Source organism: Ureibacillus endophyticus (assembly GCF_024159215.1).
Taxonomy (GTDB): Bacteria; Bacillota; Bacilli; order Bacillales_A; family Planococcaceae; genus Ureibacillus; species Ureibacillus endophyticus.
Genome location: NZ_JAMYWW010000001.1, coordinates 199,187 through 217,426, shown reverse-complemented (window position 1 = coordinate 217,426; position 18,240 = coordinate 199,187). Strand labels below are relative to the sequence as shown.

Genomic DNA, 18,240 nt, shown 5'->3' with positions numbered 1-18,240 from the left:
ACAAAACTCCCTTCTCTTTCGAAAACCGTTCATGTATACTAACGTTGTAATTTAATAATCGAAATAACTAGGGGTGCCCAATAGCTTGGGCTGAGAAAGAAACGCGTTTAAGTTTCTTGACTCTTTGGACCTGATCTGGATTATACCAGCGTGGGGAAGTTAGAAAACTATTAATACGAACTTCTACATTTTTAGCCGGGTCCTACCTTTTTTAGGGTCCGGCTTTTTTATGTACTTCGTTTTTTCATCCACTACTATCTAGGTCTTGTCCTTTATTTCAAAAGGAGAGATTGGTCAAATGTCACAAACCTCATTAAACGAAAAAAATATTTCCATTATGTCTAGCTTTTCAGGAAGTAAAAAAGTATATGTTAGTGGTTCACGTCCTGATATTCAAGTACCAATGCGTGAAATTTCACTAAGTCCTACTACAGGAACTTTCGGTGATGAAAAAAATGCACCTGTACGTGTATACGATACGAGTGGTCCTTATACGGATAGTAATTATTCGGTAGACATTACGAAAGGTTTACCTGCTATTAGAAACAACTGGATACTTGAGCGCGGGGATGTTGAGGAGTATGAAGGTCGGGAAATCAAACCAGAGGATAATGGTTTTAAGGATATCAATGACCCTCGTGCAAATCAAAAGGTGTTCCCAGGTTTAAAACGCAAACCATTACGAGCAAAGAAAGGAAAAAATGTTACACAACTTCATTACGCAAGAAAAGGCATTATTACCCCTGAAATGGAGTTTATCGCAATTAGAGAAAATATGGACCCGGAATTTGTACGAAATGAAGTTGCGAGTGGTCGAGCAATCATTCCAGCTAATATTAATCATCCTGAAACAGAACCGATGATTATTGGACGCAATTTCCACGTAAAAATTAATGCAAATATTGGGAATTCAGCTGTCTCTTCTTCAATTGAGGAAGAAGTAGAAAAAATGACCTGGGCTACTCGTTGGGGTGCAGATACGATAATGGACCTTTCAACTGGTAAAAACATTCATACAACTCGCGAATGGATTATCCGTAATTCAGCTGTCCCAGTTGGTACGGTTCCTATTTATCAAGCACTAGAAAAAGTAAATGGTATTGCAGAAAACTTAACATGGGAAATTTTCCGCGACACCTTAATTGAACAAGCAGAACAAGGTGTAGATTACTTCACGATTCATGCTGGAGTAAGATTACATTATATTCCTTTAACAGCAAATCGTCTGACAGGTATTGTCTCTCGTGGTGGTTCAATCATGGCTCAATGGTGCTTATACCATCATAAAGAGAACTTCCTTTATACACATTTTGAAGAAATTTGTGAAATTATGAAAACCTACGATGTTGCATTCTCTCTAGGTGATGGGTTACGTCCTGGATCCATCCGAGATGCAAACGATGAAGCACAATTCGCGGAGTTAGAAACTTTAGGTGAATTGACAGAAATCGCATGGAAACATGATGTACAAGTGATGGTTGAAGGACCTGGACACGTACCAATGCATTTAATAAAAGAAAACATGGATAAGCAGCTAGAATTATGTAAGGAAGCACCTTTTTATACATTAGGACCGTTAACAACAGATATTGCCCCTGGATATGATCATATTACTTCTGCTATCGGGGCAGCCATGATTGGGTGGTACGGTACAGCCATGCTCTGCTACGTAACACCAAAGGAACACCTTGGTCTACCGAATAAAAACGATGTTCGTGAAGGAGTTATTACTTATAAAATAGCTGCTCATGCTGCTGACTTAGCAAAGGGGCATCCTGGAGCACAAATTAGAGATGACGCTTTATCAAAAGCCCGTTTTGAATTTAGATGGAGAGATCAATTTAACTTATCATTAGACCCAGAACGTGCGATCGAATATCACGATGAAACACTTCCTGCAGAAGGAGCAAAAACTGCGCATTTCTGCTCAATGTGTGGACCAAAGTTCTGTAGTATGAGAATCTCACAAGATATCCGAAACTACGCTAAAGAAAATAACTTAGATACTGCTGAGGCAATCGAAAAAGGTATGCAAGAAAAAGCAGAGGAATTCAAAAATTCTAGTGGAAGTGTTTATCAATAAGTATTTTAAAAGACTTGGTTTAGCGGCCAAGTCTTTTAATGTATTTGTTGAATATTAGGTGGATGAGAAAGATTTCAATCTAGTTTCACAGTAGTATTCGCTTTCATCCAGCATATGAAAGTTAATTCAATCAATTTTCTTTGCTGGTTTGCCGTTTATCAGCCGTATGAAAGACACTTCAATCAAAATCATCAGCTAATTTGTCCTTCATCGCCTCTATGAAAGTCACTACAACCAAATTTCATAGCCAGTTTGGTGTTCATCATGCTAATTAATTAAACTATATCCCTCACTCCTGCAAGAAAGGCTACGATTATCCCCACTCTTTCAGCATAGCTTTAGCCACTTTTATAAACTACTATTCTTTTTCTTCCACTGCTTCTAAATATCGATAAAGCGTGGATTTGCTGATACCTGTCTCATTCTTAATATCCAGTAGTGTGTAGTTTCCAGAGTAATACATGGATATTGCTTTTTTCACGTTATCATCGGATTTTTTTGGTCGACCAATAGACTTGCCTTGCGCCTTTGCATCGGCAATCCCTAAAGTGGTTGATTGTTTTACGATGTCCGATTGGAAACTTAAAAACTCCTTTACCAGTTCAGTGAGGTTAAACGGTAATTTGTCATTTGTGACAATCCCTTCTAGTAAGAACTGTATGGTCACTTGATCTCTTTCACATAATTTTAGTAATTCAAATAAATGACTTGTTGTGTCAGCAAGCGCGAACATTCTTTGCACTAAAATGACATCCCCAGCTTTTAATTGCATTAGTAACGATTCCAGCTCTGTTCGCTTTTTGGGTGCACCGTGCTCTTCTTGAAATATTTTGTCACAAACTGGTTTTAACGAATTTAGCTGGTCCAAACATTGCTTATCATTATATAAAGGTCTCATATACCCATAAATCATTTTATCGCTCCCAAAATCATTCCCAAAAAGGTTCCTTTTTGGGAATGCAAGTGTTATGATAATCAAGGTTTTATTCGTATAAAAACAAATGAATATATAAAGGAGATTACCATGCAAAGTTTAAAACAACAATGGTTTGGCAATGTGCGTGGCGATATTTTATCAGGTATTGTCGTAGCACTCGCACTTATCCCTGAAGCAATTGCCTTCTCAATCATTGCAGGCGTTGATCCAATGGTAGGATTATATGCATCATTTATTATAGCGGTAATTATTGCATTTGCTGGCGGCCGTCCCGGAATGATTTCTGCTGCTACTGGCGCGATGGCACTTGTAATAGCACCATTAGTTCGAGATTATGGTTTGCAATACTTATTTGCCGCAACTATTTTAACAGGGTTTATACAAATTCTTTTCGGTATATTAAAAATTGCAAAACTAATGAAGTTTATTCCGAATGCTGTCATGATCGGCTTTGTTAATTCCCTTGCGATATTAATTTTTATGGCCCAAGTACCGCATTTTATCGGTATTTCAACTATGACATATGTATTTGTTGCCCTCACTTTAATACTTGTATACACACTACCACGATTTATTAAAGTGATACCAGCTCCATTAATCGCAATTGTATTATTATCTGTCATTGCAATTTATAGTGGTGTGGAGTTAAGAACAATTGGGGATTTAGGAACAATCACACAAACATTACCAACCTTCATCATTCCAGACGTTCCTTTTAACTTAGAAACATTGCGAATCATTTTACCAGTCTCCATTTCACTAGCAATAGTAGGATTATTAGAATCTTTATTAACTTCACAAATTGTAGATGACATGACAGGAACAGAAAGTAATAAAAACCGTGAAGCCCGCGGTCAAGGTATTGCTAATGTGATCAATGGTTTCTTTGGCGGAATGGCTGGATGTGCAATGATTGGTCAATCAGTCATCAATGTTAAATCAGGAGGCCGTGGCCGATTATCTACACTAATTGCCGGGTTATTTTTAATCTTTTTAATTATAGTTCTAGGTGAGCTAGTTGTAAAAATTCCAATGCCCGTATTAGTCGGCATTATGGTAATGGTAAGTATCGGTACATTTGATTGGAGTTCGTTTAAATATTTAGTAAAGGCACCTCGAACTGATGCCATTGTTATGTTAACAACCGTTGTCATTGTTGTTTGGACACATGACTTATCAAAAGGCGTTATAGCTGGGGTTATTTTAAGTGCTGTGTTCTTTGTTGTTAAGATTTCTTCCGTGAAGATAAAACATGAAGATAACCGATATTTTGTTTCCGGCCAATTATTCTTTGCCTCGACCGATTCTTTTGTGGATTATTTTAAATACAATGAAATAAATCGTACAAAAATCCAATTAGACTTTTCTAATTGCCGCATTTGGGACGAATCGGGTGTAGGTGCATTAGTGAAAGTACAAGAATTATTGCGAGAAAAAGGAATAGACGTAGATGTAGCGGAATTAGATGCACCAAGTAAGGAACTGGTTTCAAAATTACAAGGGATATAGGGGGGATTTCGATGTATAAACATATTTTATTGGCTGCAGATGGTTCTGAAAATGCAATCCGCGCAGCGAAGGAAGCGATAAAGATTGCAACATGCTTTGATGGAATGATAGAAGTTGTCTATGTTGCAGACTTTGAAAAATCAAAATCTGACGTGTTACATTCATCCTCAAGTGAAGCGTTAGAATTGCAACGCCGTAAAAAGATCGCTCCCGTAGAACAACTTCTTCGAGAAGCAAATGTAACATATAAAGTGAAAATTTTAAGAGGTACTCCTGGTCCAGAGATTGTCCGCTACGCAAATGAACAACAAGTTGAATTAGTCGTCATTGGAAGTCGTGGCCTAAATGGGTTACAAGAGATGGTTTTAGGTAGTGTAAGTCACAAGGTAATGAAGCGTGTTAACTGCCCAGCGCTAATAGTCAAATAAGACACAAAAGGAGGTGTCCAAAAAGTAATAATTTTTTGGACACCTCCTTTCTTTCTTGATAAATATCTCTTATGAATTATTGTTCCTGCGGTGGTTGTCACCATCCTCGCCACAGTAAAAATGCTCCTGCAGTAGTCGAAATAAATTTCCACTATCCTCGTCGCAAAGGAGTTGTCTCAAAAATGACTTTTCAGACAACTCCTTTCTAACCATTCACTCTTTAAGATACCATAAACAGCGTGATCTACATAATGATCGTATAGCGATTCTGCTTGTCTAAGCGTACCTTCATATATATATCCTAATCTTTTAGGAATGCTTTTTTATTCTCTATTGCTGCTCGAATTTCTACATCTATAAATGCACAAAGTATCCCCTCTTAACTTGTCCATTTTCAAGTGCTATTGCTACTATTAAATTAAATGAACTTCTGCAATACCACACTTCCCCCTGTATGGTATATTCTAACTTCTGCATAAGCTCCATTTACAAATGTGAGTTGTGGTGGCATATGTCCGCAATCGATGTCGTAAGCAATTGGAATGTTTAACTCCTCTGCAAGTTCGAGATAAACATCCATTACATGATAATCTCCCATTTTCTCATTGGCTCCACTTCTACCAAAAAGAATACCACTACAATTATCAAACCATCCTGCTAACTTCATTTGTACTAAGGATCTTCGTAAGTCTGTAACGTTTAGTTCGCAATTTTCAAAGTACCAAATAATTGGTTCATTTTGAATAAATTGATTTTGAAAGTTTCGAACATCACCATATGGCGTACCGATTAAATGTCGTATTACATCAATACAACCACCTAATAAACGACCTTTTATATACATCGGCTCATTGGTAATAGTTTTCCACTTTGTAGGTTCTGTAAGGTGATAAATCCAATCGGTTTCGATATTATGTTGCCAATATAACTGATATTTTTCTGATGGATATTGAATTACTTCTTCACCTGGTTTTGTATGTAAAACCTCTTCCCACATAGCTGTAGTAGGATCTGATCGTATTCCTCTTAAATCCACTAGGTTAACTCCATGAGCAGTGGCTAGACCTGTTTTTATTGTCATAGCAAGGAGTAAAACACTTGTATCCGAGTATCCTAAAATCCATTTTGGTTTTTTCAAATCAAAATCAACATACTCTAAAATCTCAATTAATAATTCGCCACCCCAGGGAGGAAAAATGAATTGAATCGTGTCATCATGTAACAATAGATTTAGTTCTGCCGCTCTGACTTTTGCTGGAGCCGATTTCCCTTTAAATTGTGTCCAGCATGTATTGCCTATCTCTACTTTATATCCTTTATTAATCATTCTCTCTACTGCTCTTTCAAGTAAAGAATACTGATCAAAATGTAATCCCGCAGATGGTGCAGTTACCCCAATTTTTACTGGCTCTGATAATACTGGATATGTAATCATGTAATTCCCCCACTTCCTAATATCTCTTTCTTTAAGATACTGAGTTATCCCTTTATTTAGAATGAAAAAAACTGTAGTTCAACTCAATTTTATTGAGCATAACTACAGTTTTAATTAAATTATTTCTTTATTTTTTTCGGTTGTGATCATCACTATTTACATTTTCATCTGTTACATTACCACCAGTGCCCATTCCACCAGTACCTGCACCAGTGTCAGGAACACCAGTAGCGTCTCCACCTGTACCATTCATAGTACCATTTGTATTACCATTATTATTTGTTCCCATTCCATCTTCTGTCTCAATAGCTCCATCATTATTTAAGGTACCATCTAGTGCACCATCTTCTTCAATGCCATTGTTTAAATCTGCATTGTCGTTCATATCTGATAAATCTTCGTCTATAACACCATTATCATTTTCACCTGCATTATCTGTCATACCACAAGCAGCTAGAACACCTGCTAAAAGGAATGCAAAAGGAATTGCTAAAAACTTCTTCACAAAATAACCTCCTTAAACTTGATAGAGGTAGTTTGTGTTGTTTTAAAGAGGTTATACGCGAAGTTATTTTAAATCTTCCCCATAAATTGCAACTGTCTGACGCACAATATCAAATTGAGAACCATTCCAATTCAATAAATTTTCAACCAAACCTAATCCATCTGCATGATACTGACCTGCGATGAGCTGGAGAGTTTGTAAATAATATTTACCATTTCTCGCAATATCAATTGGATAAAGTCCACTTATTGGATCAACCCAACCTTCAATTGGTTTTTTTAACGTACCATCTGGATGATAAATTTCATTTAAATATTCCTGACCTTTATACTGAAGATCTATTGTGTATTTTTTATGAGGAGTTTCGCTAATTACATTCGCTTTATAATTATTTGCATAGTTCACTGTATATGGATGTTGTTCATTAAAGCGAATAGAATCAAAAATATTTGTCATTCTTCCATATATATAGGAATATACATAGCCAAAAATTATTGCTCCACTTCCACCTGAGTCGATGGCTACAAGGATATCGTTTACACCATTACCAGTGAAATCCCCTAACCAGATTGTAGGATTATAACCTTGATTTTCAGTAAGTGGTAAAGTCGTTATTTGATTTGTTCGTCCATTTTTAATATGCAACGTAATATTTACCCAATACGGGCTATTTGGATCTTGTTTTAATGCAGTCAAGTAAATCCAATCTGGAATTCCATCACCTGTGACGTCTCCCATCTTACTTGCAACGATAAATTGCATATATGGAAACATATTATTCATAACCATTCCCCTTTTCTGAAGGTTCTTTCCATAGTTAATGCACTTTTTTAGAAAAGGGTGCCTTCGAGGGATAATTAACGTCTGTTAATCCAAGAAATAATAATCGCTAACATAAGTGCAAATCCTAAGTATCCCATTAGTGAGTAAACTTTTCCTACTAATGTTGTAAAGCCAACAAAGCTCGCTATAAATCCAACCGCGCCAACAAGAATAACAGTTGGCTTATAAATATCATCTTTTGGTGAGACAAAACGAATAATAAATGAATATAAAAGTCCAACTGCCGTATTATAAATCATTCCAAGTAAAGCAATAGCCATTAATATCCCCACTATTGGATGGAGACTTTTTGCAATTTCAAGAATCGGCATATCAACACCAGAAACGATGTCCATTTTGGCAAACATTGCACCGTTAATTATTAAAATTAAAAACCCTAATAAAATACCTCCGATGATTCCGCCCATTCCTGCTGATTTTCTACTGTGCGCGGTACTTCCAATGACTGTTAGCATTGCAACACTTGTGGCGAGATTATACGAAACATAAAGAAAACTACCCATTAACCAATTCGGTGCTGCGGTTGATTGGTGTTGTGCAAGCGCGGACTGTTCAGCGAGTGATAGATCCATTGTAAAAATGGAGTATATGGCAATCAGTAACATTACGATGAATAAATAAGGCGTGGCAACTGCGATGACATTAATAATACTATTAACATTTAACATGAGAGTAAAAACAGTAATTGCTGCCATAAATAAGCTTCCGAAATATGGGTCAATACCAAAAATTTGTTTAAAGGTGGATGCAGCACCCGCAAACATTGCTACTGTTACAGCAAATAAGAAAAATGTGATTAAAATGTCCAAGATTGTCCCAAATGGGCGACCAGCAATATGATATACAACTTCCTTGTGGGATGTAGTTTGTAATTCATAGCCTAACTGAGCAATGTTCATACCTAAAAAGGCAAATCCAATGGTGGCTATAATTGCTCCTAATATCCCGTACAAACCAAAGCCAGTAAAGAATTGCATAATCTCTTGTCCAGAAGCGAAGCCGCCACCTACTACAAGACCAACAAAGGCGGCACCAATTTGAAAACTCTTTTTCACTCATTCCCTCATTTCCAAATTTAGAAATTCTAAAAAAAGCCCTTACTTTATGGATATGATTTCTTTTTTTATTCATACGTTGAGTTTTAGGTATTTTCTATTACTTGCATGGTGGACCTAAAAAATCCGAGAGTCGAAAAATGCACTCTCGAATTTTTTCTATCTATATACTTTATTTGAAACAGTATAATGATGAATTGCTTCTAAATCGGGTTCATAACCAATTCCGCTCTTTTTCGGAACATTAATATACCCATCTTCAACAATCACTTCTGGTTGAATAATATCTCGTTTCCAATAGTGGCTAGATCCTGCTGTATCACCAGGTAATGAGAAGTTCGATAGTGTAGTTAGCGCTATATTATGTGCTCGTCCAATACCTGATTCCAACATACCCCCACACCATACCGGGATCCCTTTGTCTTCACAGTAATCGTGGATTCTTTTTGCTTCAGATATTCCGCCAACACGTCCAATTTTAATATTGATAATTTTACAACTGCCTAATTCAATGGCTTTTCTAGCATCTTCTAATGATTGAATACTTTCATCTAAGCATATTGGCGTTTTTATTTGTTTTTGTAAAATAGCATGATCGATAATATCATCATGAGCTAAAGGTTGCTCAATCATCATAAGATTGTATTTGTCTAATTCTTTTAATAAATCAACATCATTTAAAGTATAGGCAGAATTTGCATCAGCCATCATCGGGAGATTTGGGAATTCCTCTCTTAGAGCTCGTATAACATTTACATCCCAACCTGGTTTTATCTTTACTTTAATTCGTTTATAAGCATCTTTGATTGCTTGATTCACAACGGCTATTTGTTGCTCAATTGTTGGTTGAATGCCAATACTTATCCCAACTTCAATCTTGTCCTTTTTCCCACCAAGAGCTTCTGTTAAAGATTGATTTTTTGATTGCGCATAAAGATCCCATACTGCTCCTTCAATTGCAGACTTAGCCATATAATTTTTACGAACTGTCGCAAATAACCTACCCACTTCATCAGGGTGTTTAATTTCTTTATTTAATATGAGGGGAATAAGAAAGTCTTCTAGCATATGCCAAGTCGTTTTTAGAGTCTCTTCAGTATACCAAGGGGCAACAAAGGCAACCGACTCACCCCAGCCGATTCTTCCAAGTTCGTCCTTTACTTCTAGAAGTAAAAATTCTTTATCTGTAATTGTGCCAAAGCTTGTGGAAAACGGGCTATTTAACTGCATTTTTAAATGCCGTATCATAACTTCTTTTATTATCATGGATTTTCCTCTTCTCTATTGTTTGTTTCTACAACTATTGCACCACTTTTTCTGGGTGTAATCAAACGAAGTGTAGAATAATTCAAGTTCTAATTAATAATATTAATCTTGATTCCAAATTTTAGAATGTTAAAATTATAAACAAAGTTTTCTAAATTTATAGATATTTGAAGGGGTTGTTATATGACTCGTCAACACTTAGGGGTGCTTATTGGGGGATTATTGTTATTGGCGGTAGCCATGGGGATTAGTCGATTTGCTTTTACACCGATTTTACCATTTATGAGAATTGATGAAGGACTTAGCTTTGAAACAGGTGGTTATCTTGCTTCAAGTAACTACATTGGCTACTTTGTTGGGGCTCTTGGTGCAGGGTTTGTTTTTCGAAATAAAAAAAATATCTTATTGTTAAATGTACTATTAAATGTAGCATCTATTTTCTTTATGGGCTTTACGCACTCGTTTTGGCTGTGGATTATTTTACGTTTTATTGCTGGTGCTACAGGGGGATATATTTTTGTTCTTACTTCAAGCATCTTGATGGATTACTTGGCATCACATTTCTTAACAAAATGGTCAGGTTTTTTATTTACAGGTATTGGATTTGGTATAGCTCTATCAGGTTTACTTGTACCATTTATTGAAATGTTCTATCAATGGGAGGGCACTTGGATTGGCCTAGGAATTCTATCCGCGCTGTTTCTTGTAACGACCATTGTGTTATGGAGAAAAGTTTCCATAAAGGATAGTGAAAAAGTTCAAAAATCAAATGATACAAAAATATTTCAAGGGTTTATGCCTTGGCTAATTTTAGCCTATGGTCTTGAAGGTCTTGGTTATATCATAACGGGAACTTTCTTAGTTGATATTATTTACAATATTGAAGGGTTGCGTCAATTTGCCGGTTATAGCTGGGTTGTAACGGGAATTGCGGCAGCTATTGCTTCCCCTATTTGGAGTATGCTGATTTCTAAATTTTCTACAGTTAGAGTTCTTTCTATAGCATATATCCTACAAATTTTCGGGATATTACTACCGGTATTTTTCCAAACGGCATGGAGTGTTTTCTTATCTGCTTTTTTGTTTGGCTTTACGTTTATCGGTATCGTTTCACTTTCAACAGGATATGCTCGCGAGCTCTTTCCAAAGCAAAGTGGTGCTGTTGTTTCCGCACTCACTACTGTATACGCCCTTGGACAAATTATTGGACCAATTTTTGCAAGTAAATTTGAATCCTATTTTAATAGTTTCAAAGCTCCTTTAGCATTTGCTGGGATAATCGTTGTCCTCGGCTTAGCCATTTTACTTATTGGGAAAGGGTTAAATGATCGAAAACAACCCGCAACAATAACAGAAATATCCAATAATCCTTCTTCACTGTCTTAGCAGTTGTTCTAATTTAGAGCAACTGTTTTTTAGTGTATAAGATAAGATGTAATGAATTCTCTTCCTATACTCTACTCCATATTAAACAAAAAACCTCTATCCAACTGATAATGCCTAAACAGCACCATAATATGCTTTGTTACCTTTTTCTGTTATGTTAGTGACATACATAGTTTTTGAAGGAGATTCTGTAGTGATAGCTAAAAATACAAAATTTTCATTAGCCATTTTATTAAGCAATTTATTTATTGTATTTGTTGGAATCGGGCTTGTAATACCTGTCATGCCAACTATAATGAATGAAATGGATTTAAATGGCTCCATTATGGGCTATATGGTTGCTACATTTGCCATTGCTCAATTAATCGTTTCGCCTATCGCTGGAAAATGGACAGATCGATATGGACGAAAAATTATGATTATTATTGGTTTAATCATTTTTAGTCTTTCAGAGTTATTGTTCGGTTTAGGGACTGCCGTGGAAGTGTTGTTTATTTCTCGGATATTAGGTGGAATAAGCGGTGCTTTCATCATGCCAGCTGTAACAGCATTTATTGCAGATATCACTTCAGAACAACAACGTTCTAAAGCCTTGGGTTATATGTCTGCAGCAATTAATACCGGCTTTATTTTCGGTCCAGGAATTGGTGGGTTTTTAGTAGGTTTCGGCACGCGTGCTCCCTTTTTTGCAGCAGCCATATTAGGTGGGGTTGCCGTTGTGATTTCCCTTGTATTTTTAAAAGAACCTGAAAGACATATATATGAGGAAACAAACACTATTAAAAATAAAACGAGTTTTAAGCGTATATTTGCACCCATCTATATTTTTGCTTTTCTGTTACTTTTCTTTAGTTCATTTAGTTTAGCTTCATTTGAATCGCTATTCAGTTTATTTGTTGACCATAAGTTTCAATTCACACCGACAGATATTGCAATCTTTGTAACTGGTGGAGGATTAGTTGGTGCGATTGCTCAAGTAGTATTATTTGATTGGTTAACGAAAAACTTTGGGGAAATAAAGCTTACATTGTACTGTTTTATAATTTCAGCATTATTAGTTTTTGCAATGACCGTAGTGAACTCTTACTTGTCAGTCATGATTACATCTTGTATTGTGTTTATCGGTTTTGATTTGATTCGCCCCGCCCTTACGACCTATTTATCAAAAGTAGCTGATAATGAACAAGGGTTTATTGGTGGCATGAATTCTATGTTCACAAGTATGGGGAATATTTTTGGACCAGTCATTGGTGGTTTGTTGTTTGATTTTAACTTTAACTTCCCCTATTATTTTGCAACAATCGTTCTCGTATTTGGGATTATCATCTCTCTATTTTGGAGACAACCTCGTTCAGCTTAATAGATGGTTTAGATCACTTCTCAAATTCTCTCGTTCACATGATAGTAAGGACACTTGGTTAAGCTAAATGTAAGAGGAGTGTATCAAAACCATGCCAAGAAAACTAATCACAGCCATTAAAGAACATGCCCATCCATTGAACGATCATGGATTGGACAAGATTATTGCAGCAATTGGCAATGCCAAAATTGTCATGATTGGTGAAGCATCCCATGGCACTTCCGAATTTTACTCTATTCGCGCAGAACTCTCTAAGAGATTAATTAATGAAAAAAACTTTAATATTATCGCAGTTGAGGGTGATTGGCCCTCAGCACAAGCAGCAAATCGCTATGTTAAAGGTTATGGAAATGGAAATACTACGGCTCGCAATGTACTACTAAATTCTTTCGATCGTTGGCCAACATGGATGTGGGCAAATGAAGAAGTGGAACAGTTTACAGAATGGCTAAAACAAAAGAATGCTTCATTAGATAAAAAAGTCGGTTTTTACGGCATCGACCTGTATAGTTTATTTGAATCAATTGATGAAGTGTTGAACTTTTTATCAAAAAATCCACAGTATAAAGTAGACTTGGAACACGCAAAGAAAGCTTTCACTTGTTTCGAACCATATAATAGAATGCCAGAACATTATGCCCTTTCAACCGCGCATTTTTCGGATGAATGTATCAATGAAGTATCCAGTTTATTGACATCATTACGCAAAAACGAAGAACGGTATTCTGATCAACACGAAGAAGATTTAAACCTTATAATGAATGCCCTTGTTGCCAAAAATGCCGAAGCATATTATCGAGAGATGATGAAAGATGCGATTTCTTGGAATACTCGGGACAGGCATATGGTTGAAGCCATTAATGAATTATTAAAATATCACGGAGAAGATGCCAAAATTATCATTTGGGAGCATAACACGCATATTGGTGATGCTTCTGAAACCTCTATGAAAGAGGATGGCATGATCAATGTGGGCCAATTGATCAGGGAACACTATGGGAAAGAAAATACATTTGCCGTAGGTTTCGGTACTTTTTACGGTACAGTTATCGCCGCAGATCGTTGGGGAGACCCGTATAAAGTGATTGATGTCCCACCCTCAAAGCTTAGAACCTGGGAAGGACAGCTTCATGCTGCTAGCAAAGAAGATAAAATATTGATTTTTAATGAAGAAAATCGGGATTTATTTAATGATTGGATTGGCCATCGTGCAATTGGTGTTGTCTATGATCCTGAATTTGAAGTTTATGGAAATTACGTCCCTTCTAGAGTTGGCAGTAGGTACGATGCTTTTATTTACATTGAGCATACGAACGCTTTACGTCCATTAAAGGAGTAGCCGTACGTTTTCATACGGCTTCTTTTCTTTATCAGGGAACTAGGCCCCACTTTATACATCTTTCGTTATTGAAGATCTATTCAATTCCCATTTCAACATTTCATTATCGGATTCTATTCTTTTCATTTGCAGTTTTTCTAAAACTTTAATTGAAGCATGATTATCCTTAAGACATTCAGCTACTATTCTCTCTACATTTTCAAAAGAGAAAGCCCATTTAATAATTTCACTAACTGCTTCTGTTGCATAGCCTTTGTTTCGAGCAGAAGCAATTATTCCATATCCCACTTCAACAGTGTTTTCTAAATTAGGCTTTCCTTTAAATCCAATATCGCCAATGATTTTGTTATCTTCTTTATTAAGAACTAGCCAAACGCCCCAGCCTATAAGAGAAGGATCCTTTTTTAAATCATCTAGATACATATCTATATGTGGACCAATTTTAACTTCATCCGTTGTGGAAATCTCTTGCAACGCCTCTTCTGTACAGGGTCTAATTATCAACCTTTGTGTTTGTAACTTCATTTACTTTCCCCTCTTTTTTATACTCTCATTTTACATTAAAATGCTTTTCATAGTTTTAGTGAAAATAAAAATGGCTTAATTCTATTCAAATAGAACTAAGCCGTAGATTAACTATATACATTAACTTTTCTCTAACTCAGTTTGGTCTACCTTTAATTTGCTCACGAATTTTTTGAAGTTCTTCAAAAGAAAGATCTTCTAAGGATTCTTTAATTTCCTCTTCAATGAGTTTTCTATTACTTTCTCGATATTGTTTATGCCATTCACGAAGACCTTCTGTATTATCTAACATAAACTCAACATCAATTTCCTCATTGTCTTCGTCTGTTAAGTAATCCAACACGGCAGCTAACATACGTGTTAGGTTGTCAATTTCTTCTTGTTGGCTACTAGGAACTTGAACAACTTTCTCTATGTCTGATTCTTCATTTGACTGGGAAGACTTTCTTGGCATGATTACGCTCCTATCATTATTTTTCTAGTTAGTATTCCCTTAAAGAGCATTTCATTATTATATAGAAAATTTTTCTGTATAAATTGTATAAATTACCACATATTTACTCATAATTTTGTGTAGGGAGTTGATTGCATTGGAGAAAAATATTGAAGAACTTTTAAGACGAATAGAATTTAAGAAAAAGTTCGTAGAGGAATACTATAAAAAATGTTTGGATCGAGCAGATGTATTTTCAACTTATAAAGAGTTAACTCATTATTGCGAAGCGAAAATCGAAGCTTACAATATCATTATTGATGATATTCATGAGTTATTTCCTTCTGCTAAAGCTATTACAAAAGCGTAAAGGACCATCTATATTGATGGTCTTTTTTAACTTTTAACTTTTTTTCTCTTAGTAGATTGCAAAATACCAAGTTCTTCTCGATATTTTGCAACGGTCCTTCTAGCAATTTGTATCCCTTCATCTAATAATAGATTGGCTATTTTTTGATCTGAAATTGGTTTATGTGCATCTTCATTTTCGATAATCCATTTAATTTTATCTTTGACTACAATAGTAGACTCCGCTTCTCCCTTTTCTGTGGCAACACCACGTACAAATAATTCTTTAATAGGGAAAATACCTCTTGGCGTTTGTATATATTTCTTTTGTATTGAGCGGCTAATGGTAGATTCATGGAGTTCAGCAATACTCGCGACATCTTTTAAACGTAATGGCTTTAATCCCTTCTTGCCCATTTCTAAAAAGTCGTTTTGCTTTTTCAAGATAATATTCGTTACTTTATAGAGGGTTTCATGACGTTGCTTAATTCCCTTCATTAATAGAACAGCATCAGACAGTTTTGTTTTTAAATATTGATTTGTTTCTGCATCCGCATTTGCTCTTAGTAATTCTTCATAATAAGTGTTAATAGAAATTTCCGGTAAAGAAATATCATTTACACGAATGATATATTCCCCATTGAACTTCTCCACAATAATATCGGGGATAATATATTCCGTTCGTTGCACATTATCAATTATTGGGTGTGGATTTAGCTGTTGAATATATGTAAAAATCTTCTCAACATCTTTCACTTCAATGTCATATTGATCAGATAGTAATTGAAATTTACGATCTGCCAAATCCTCTAAATGATTTTGAACAAACAATACCGCTAATGGGGGGGCATCTGCCTTTTTGTGTAATTGTAAAGTTAAGCATTCTACTAGATTCCTTGCCCCTATCCCTATTGGATCGAAGCTTTGTAAAATTTGCAGTATGCTTTCACACTCTTCAATCGTTAAATTGAATTGTTCAGCTACCTCTTCTAAATCACAATCTAAGTACCCGATATCATTTAAGCTATGAATATAGTAAACAAGTACTTCTTTTTCAATACGGGTCAACCCCTTTTGCATAGCAAGTTGTTCTAGTAAGTACAGTTCCATGGAATCTTCATTACTTACTATACGATTTAAAGGGTCGTAATCATTTTCAGAGTTATAATTTTTAGGATAATCACCTTCAGGCAGACGAGCCATCTGTATCGTTGAAGGTTCTTTTAGTTCAATTAGTGGATTTGAATTCGCTTCTTCTCGAATATACATTTCAAGCTCTTGTAATGAATATTGCAATATCTCTAATGATTGTTTTAGCTGTGGTGTTAGGACCATCTTTGTTTCTAATTTTTGTTGCAATCCCATCGACAAATCCACTTTTGCACCCCCTAACTAAACTTTAATATTTAAACGCTTCATTCGATATTGAAGACTTTGTCGGCTAATTCCTAGTGCTTGGGCAGTCTTCGTAATATTGTTGTTATGTTTTTTTAATGATTGCTCGATATATTGCTTTTCAAAGGAAGCTAGTTGATCGAGTAAAGTTGTTTTAGCATTATTTTTAAATTCAATTGATTCTGAAGTAAATTTTTGTTTTGTCTCATTTTTACGATATTGGTATGGGAGGTGATGGAACTCAATTATTTGCTCATGGTTGAGTAAATTTAAAGAAGCTTCTATTACATGCTCTAATTCTCGTACATTCCCCGGCCAACTATGAGATTCGAAAAATTTGAGTACCTCACTTGAAACCCCTTGTACATCCAAATTAAATAATTGATTATACTTCTTAATAAATTCCTCAACTAAAACTGGAATATCTCCATTGCGTTCTCTTAATGGAGGAATAAAAAGGGTCACAACTGCTAATCGATAATATAAATCTTTTCGCAAATGGTTATTGGCAACCGCATCAATTGGATCTTCATTAATTGTCGCAATAACACGTACATCGATAGGAATTTCCTTTGTCCCACCTATTCGGCGTACTTTTCTTTCTTGTAAAACGCGTAATAGTTTTGCTTGTAGTGCAATATTTAATGAGTTCAATTCATCTAATAAAAGCGTTCCACCTTGTGCTTGTTCAAATAAACCTGGGCTATCAATAGCTCCCGTAAAAGCTCCCTTTGTTGTACCAAAGAGTATACCTTCAATTAACGAATCCGGTAGTGCCGCGCAGTTTTGAGAAATAAAAGGACCATTCGCTCGATCGCTTTCTGTATGAATACTTTGTGCAAATAGCTCTTTTCCTGTACCCGTTTCTCCGATGATTAATACGTTGGAGTTGGTACGAGTTGCACGCATAGCTAATGCAATAACTTCCTTTAATTCATCACTCGCCCCTATAATATGCTCAAAGGTAAAATCCGTCTTCGTTTGTCGTAAATTTCGCCGTACAAGCTTCTCCATTTTTGTAACATCCGTTGCAATCTCAACTGCAGCACAAATTTTACCGTGAATTTTTAAAGGAAATGTATTATTAATTGTTGTAATTTCTACCCCACGATTATTGAAGTAAGTTTGTTTTACATTGACAATTTCTTCACCCTGTTCAAGAGATTGTAAGAGTGTACTACTTTGATTTTCCTGAAATTGAAACACATCGCGAACATCTTTATATAAAACATCTTCTTCATCCATCGCTTCCATTTCACGCATTTTTTTATTATAAATAATTGTTTTTCCCTCATGATCTACAGCATGAATGCCCACACTAACACGTTCAATAATTTCTTCATACAAGTTAGTTAAAATTGATTTTTTTAAATTCATCCTTACACCTCTAACT

Annotated in this window: 17 protein-coding genes, 1 pseudogene and 1 riboswitch; of the genes and pseudogenes, 7 read left to right on the top strand and 11 right to left on the bottom strand. The window is 35.6% G+C overall.

From position 1 onward, the window contains the following. Positions 1-59: 59 nt before the first annotated feature. Positions 60-174, top strand: a riboswitch (TPP riboswitch). 124 nt (positions 175-298) lie between these two features. Beyond that, positions 299-2,083 carry a phosphomethylpyrimidine synthase ThiC gene (thiC, locus tag NKR20_RS01040; RefSeq protein WP_253422892.1) on the top strand — a complete coding sequence of 595 codons (1,785 nt, stop codon included), beginning with the start codon at positions 299-301 and terminating at the stop codon, positions 2,081-2,083. 358 nt (positions 2,084-2,441) lie between these two features. On the opposite strand, the gene NKR20_RS01035 is transcribed toward thiC, so the two are convergent. Beyond that, complete coding sequence (locus tag NKR20_RS01035) at positions 2,442-2,996, bottom strand: recombinase family protein (protein ID WP_253422889.1); 555 nt, start codon at positions 2,994-2,996, stop codon at positions 2,442-2,444. A gap of 111 nt (positions 2,997-3,107) precedes the next feature. Here NKR20_RS01035 and NKR20_RS01030 point away from each other — a divergent pair, with 111 nt between their 5' ends. After that, a complete protein-coding gene (locus tag NKR20_RS01030; RefSeq protein ID WP_253422887.1) occupies positions 3,108-4,529 on the top strand; it encodes a SulP family inorganic anion transporter in 1,422 nt (473 codons plus the stop codon). Positions 4,530-4,540: 11 nt separating this feature from the next. Then, complete coding sequence (locus NKR20_RS01025) at positions 4,541-4,957, top strand: universal stress protein (RefSeq protein ID WP_121213626.1); 417 nt, start codon at positions 4,541-4,543, stop codon at positions 4,955-4,957. 176 nt (positions 4,958-5,133) lie between these two features. On the opposite strand, the pseudogene NKR20_RS19575 reads toward NKR20_RS01025, so the two are convergent. The 6 genes and pseudogenes from NKR20_RS19575 to menC all read right to left on the bottom strand — a co-directional run. Next, positions 5,134-5,309: pseudogene (locus NKR20_RS19575) on the bottom strand (GNAT family N-acetyltransferase); the annotation flags it as partial. A gap of 66 nt (positions 5,310-5,375) precedes the next feature. After that, positions 5,376-6,392, bottom strand: a complete 1,017-nt coding sequence (locus NKR20_RS01020; protein WP_253422884.1) for a S66 family peptidase — start codon at positions 6,390-6,392, stop codon at positions 5,376-5,378. Positions 6,393-6,519: 127 nt separating this feature from the next. Further along, a complete protein-coding gene (locus NKR20_RS01015) occupies positions 6,520-6,897 on the bottom strand; it encodes a hypothetical protein (RefSeq protein ID WP_121213629.1) in 378 nt (125 codons plus the stop codon). 63 nt (positions 6,898-6,960) lie between these two features. Further along, the gene (locus NKR20_RS01010; protein WP_253422881.1) at positions 6,961-7,680 is read right to left on the bottom strand and encodes an FG-GAP repeat domain-containing protein; all 720 of its coding nucleotides are present in this window, start codon (positions 7,678-7,680) and stop codon (positions 6,961-6,963) included. Positions 7,681-7,754: 74 nt separating this feature from the next. Next, entirely contained in the window at positions 7,755-8,795 is a 1,041-nt protein-coding gene (locus tag NKR20_RS01005; RefSeq protein ID WP_121213631.1) for a YkvI family membrane protein, read from the bottom strand. 159 nt (positions 8,796-8,954) lie between these two features. Next, entirely contained in the window at positions 8,955-10,061 is a 1,107-nt protein-coding gene (gene menC, locus NKR20_RS01000; protein WP_253422878.1) for an o-succinylbenzoate synthase, read from the bottom strand. 183 nt (positions 10,062-10,244) lie between these two features. Here menC and NKR20_RS00995 point away from each other — a divergent pair, with 183 nt between their 5' ends. The 3 genes from NKR20_RS00995 (at position 10,245) to NKR20_RS00985 (ending at position 14,146) form a co-directional block, all read left to right on the top strand. Beyond that, on the top strand, positions 10,245-11,447 hold the full coding sequence (locus NKR20_RS00995) for a YbfB/YjiJ family MFS transporter (RefSeq protein WP_253422875.1): 1,203 nt from the start codon (positions 10,245-10,247) through the stop codon (positions 11,445-11,447). A gap of 196 nt (positions 11,448-11,643) precedes the next feature. Next, a complete protein-coding gene (locus NKR20_RS00990; RefSeq protein ID WP_419095292.1) occupies positions 11,644-12,807 on the top strand; it encodes an MFS transporter in 1,164 nt (387 codons plus the stop codon). A gap of 91 nt (positions 12,808-12,898) precedes the next feature. Beyond that, a complete protein-coding gene (locus tag NKR20_RS00985; protein WP_253422870.1) occupies positions 12,899-14,146 on the top strand; it encodes an erythromycin esterase family protein in 1,248 nt (415 codons plus the stop codon). A gap of 51 nt (positions 14,147-14,197) precedes the next feature. On the opposite strand, the gene NKR20_RS00980 is transcribed toward NKR20_RS00985, so the two are convergent. Together NKR20_RS00980 and NKR20_RS00975 are read right to left on the bottom strand one after the other, a co-directional pair. Beyond that, positions 14,198-14,671, bottom strand: coding sequence for a GNAT family N-acetyltransferase (locus NKR20_RS00980; RefSeq protein ID WP_253422867.1), 474 nt, complete (start codon positions 14,669-14,671; stop codon positions 14,198-14,200). 136 nt (positions 14,672-14,807) lie between these two features. Next, on the bottom strand, positions 14,808-15,125 hold the full coding sequence (locus NKR20_RS00975; RefSeq protein ID WP_253422864.1) for a hypothetical protein: 318 nt from the start codon (positions 15,123-15,125) through the stop codon (positions 14,808-14,810). Positions 15,126-15,261: 136 nt separating this feature from the next. On the opposite strand from NKR20_RS00975, the gene NKR20_RS00970 reads away from it, so the two are divergent. Then, positions 15,262-15,474 carry a hypothetical protein gene (locus NKR20_RS00970; RefSeq protein WP_121213640.1) on the top strand — a complete coding sequence of 71 codons (213 nt, stop codon included), beginning with the start codon at positions 15,262-15,264 and terminating at the stop codon, positions 15,472-15,474. 26 nt (positions 15,475-15,500) lie between these two features. On the opposite strand, the gene rpoN is transcribed toward NKR20_RS00970, so the two are convergent. Further along, complete coding sequence (rpoN, locus tag NKR20_RS00965) at positions 15,501-16,829, bottom strand: RNA polymerase factor sigma-54 (RefSeq protein ID WP_253422860.1); 1,329 nt, start codon at positions 16,827-16,829, stop codon at positions 15,501-15,503. A gap of 15 nt (positions 16,830-16,844) precedes the next feature. Continuing rightward, on the bottom strand, positions 16,845-18,224 hold the full coding sequence (locus NKR20_RS00960; RefSeq protein WP_253422857.1) for a sigma-54 interaction domain-containing protein: 1,380 nt from the start codon (positions 18,222-18,224) through the stop codon (positions 16,845-16,847). Between the last annotated feature and the right edge of the window lie 16 nt (positions 18,225-18,240).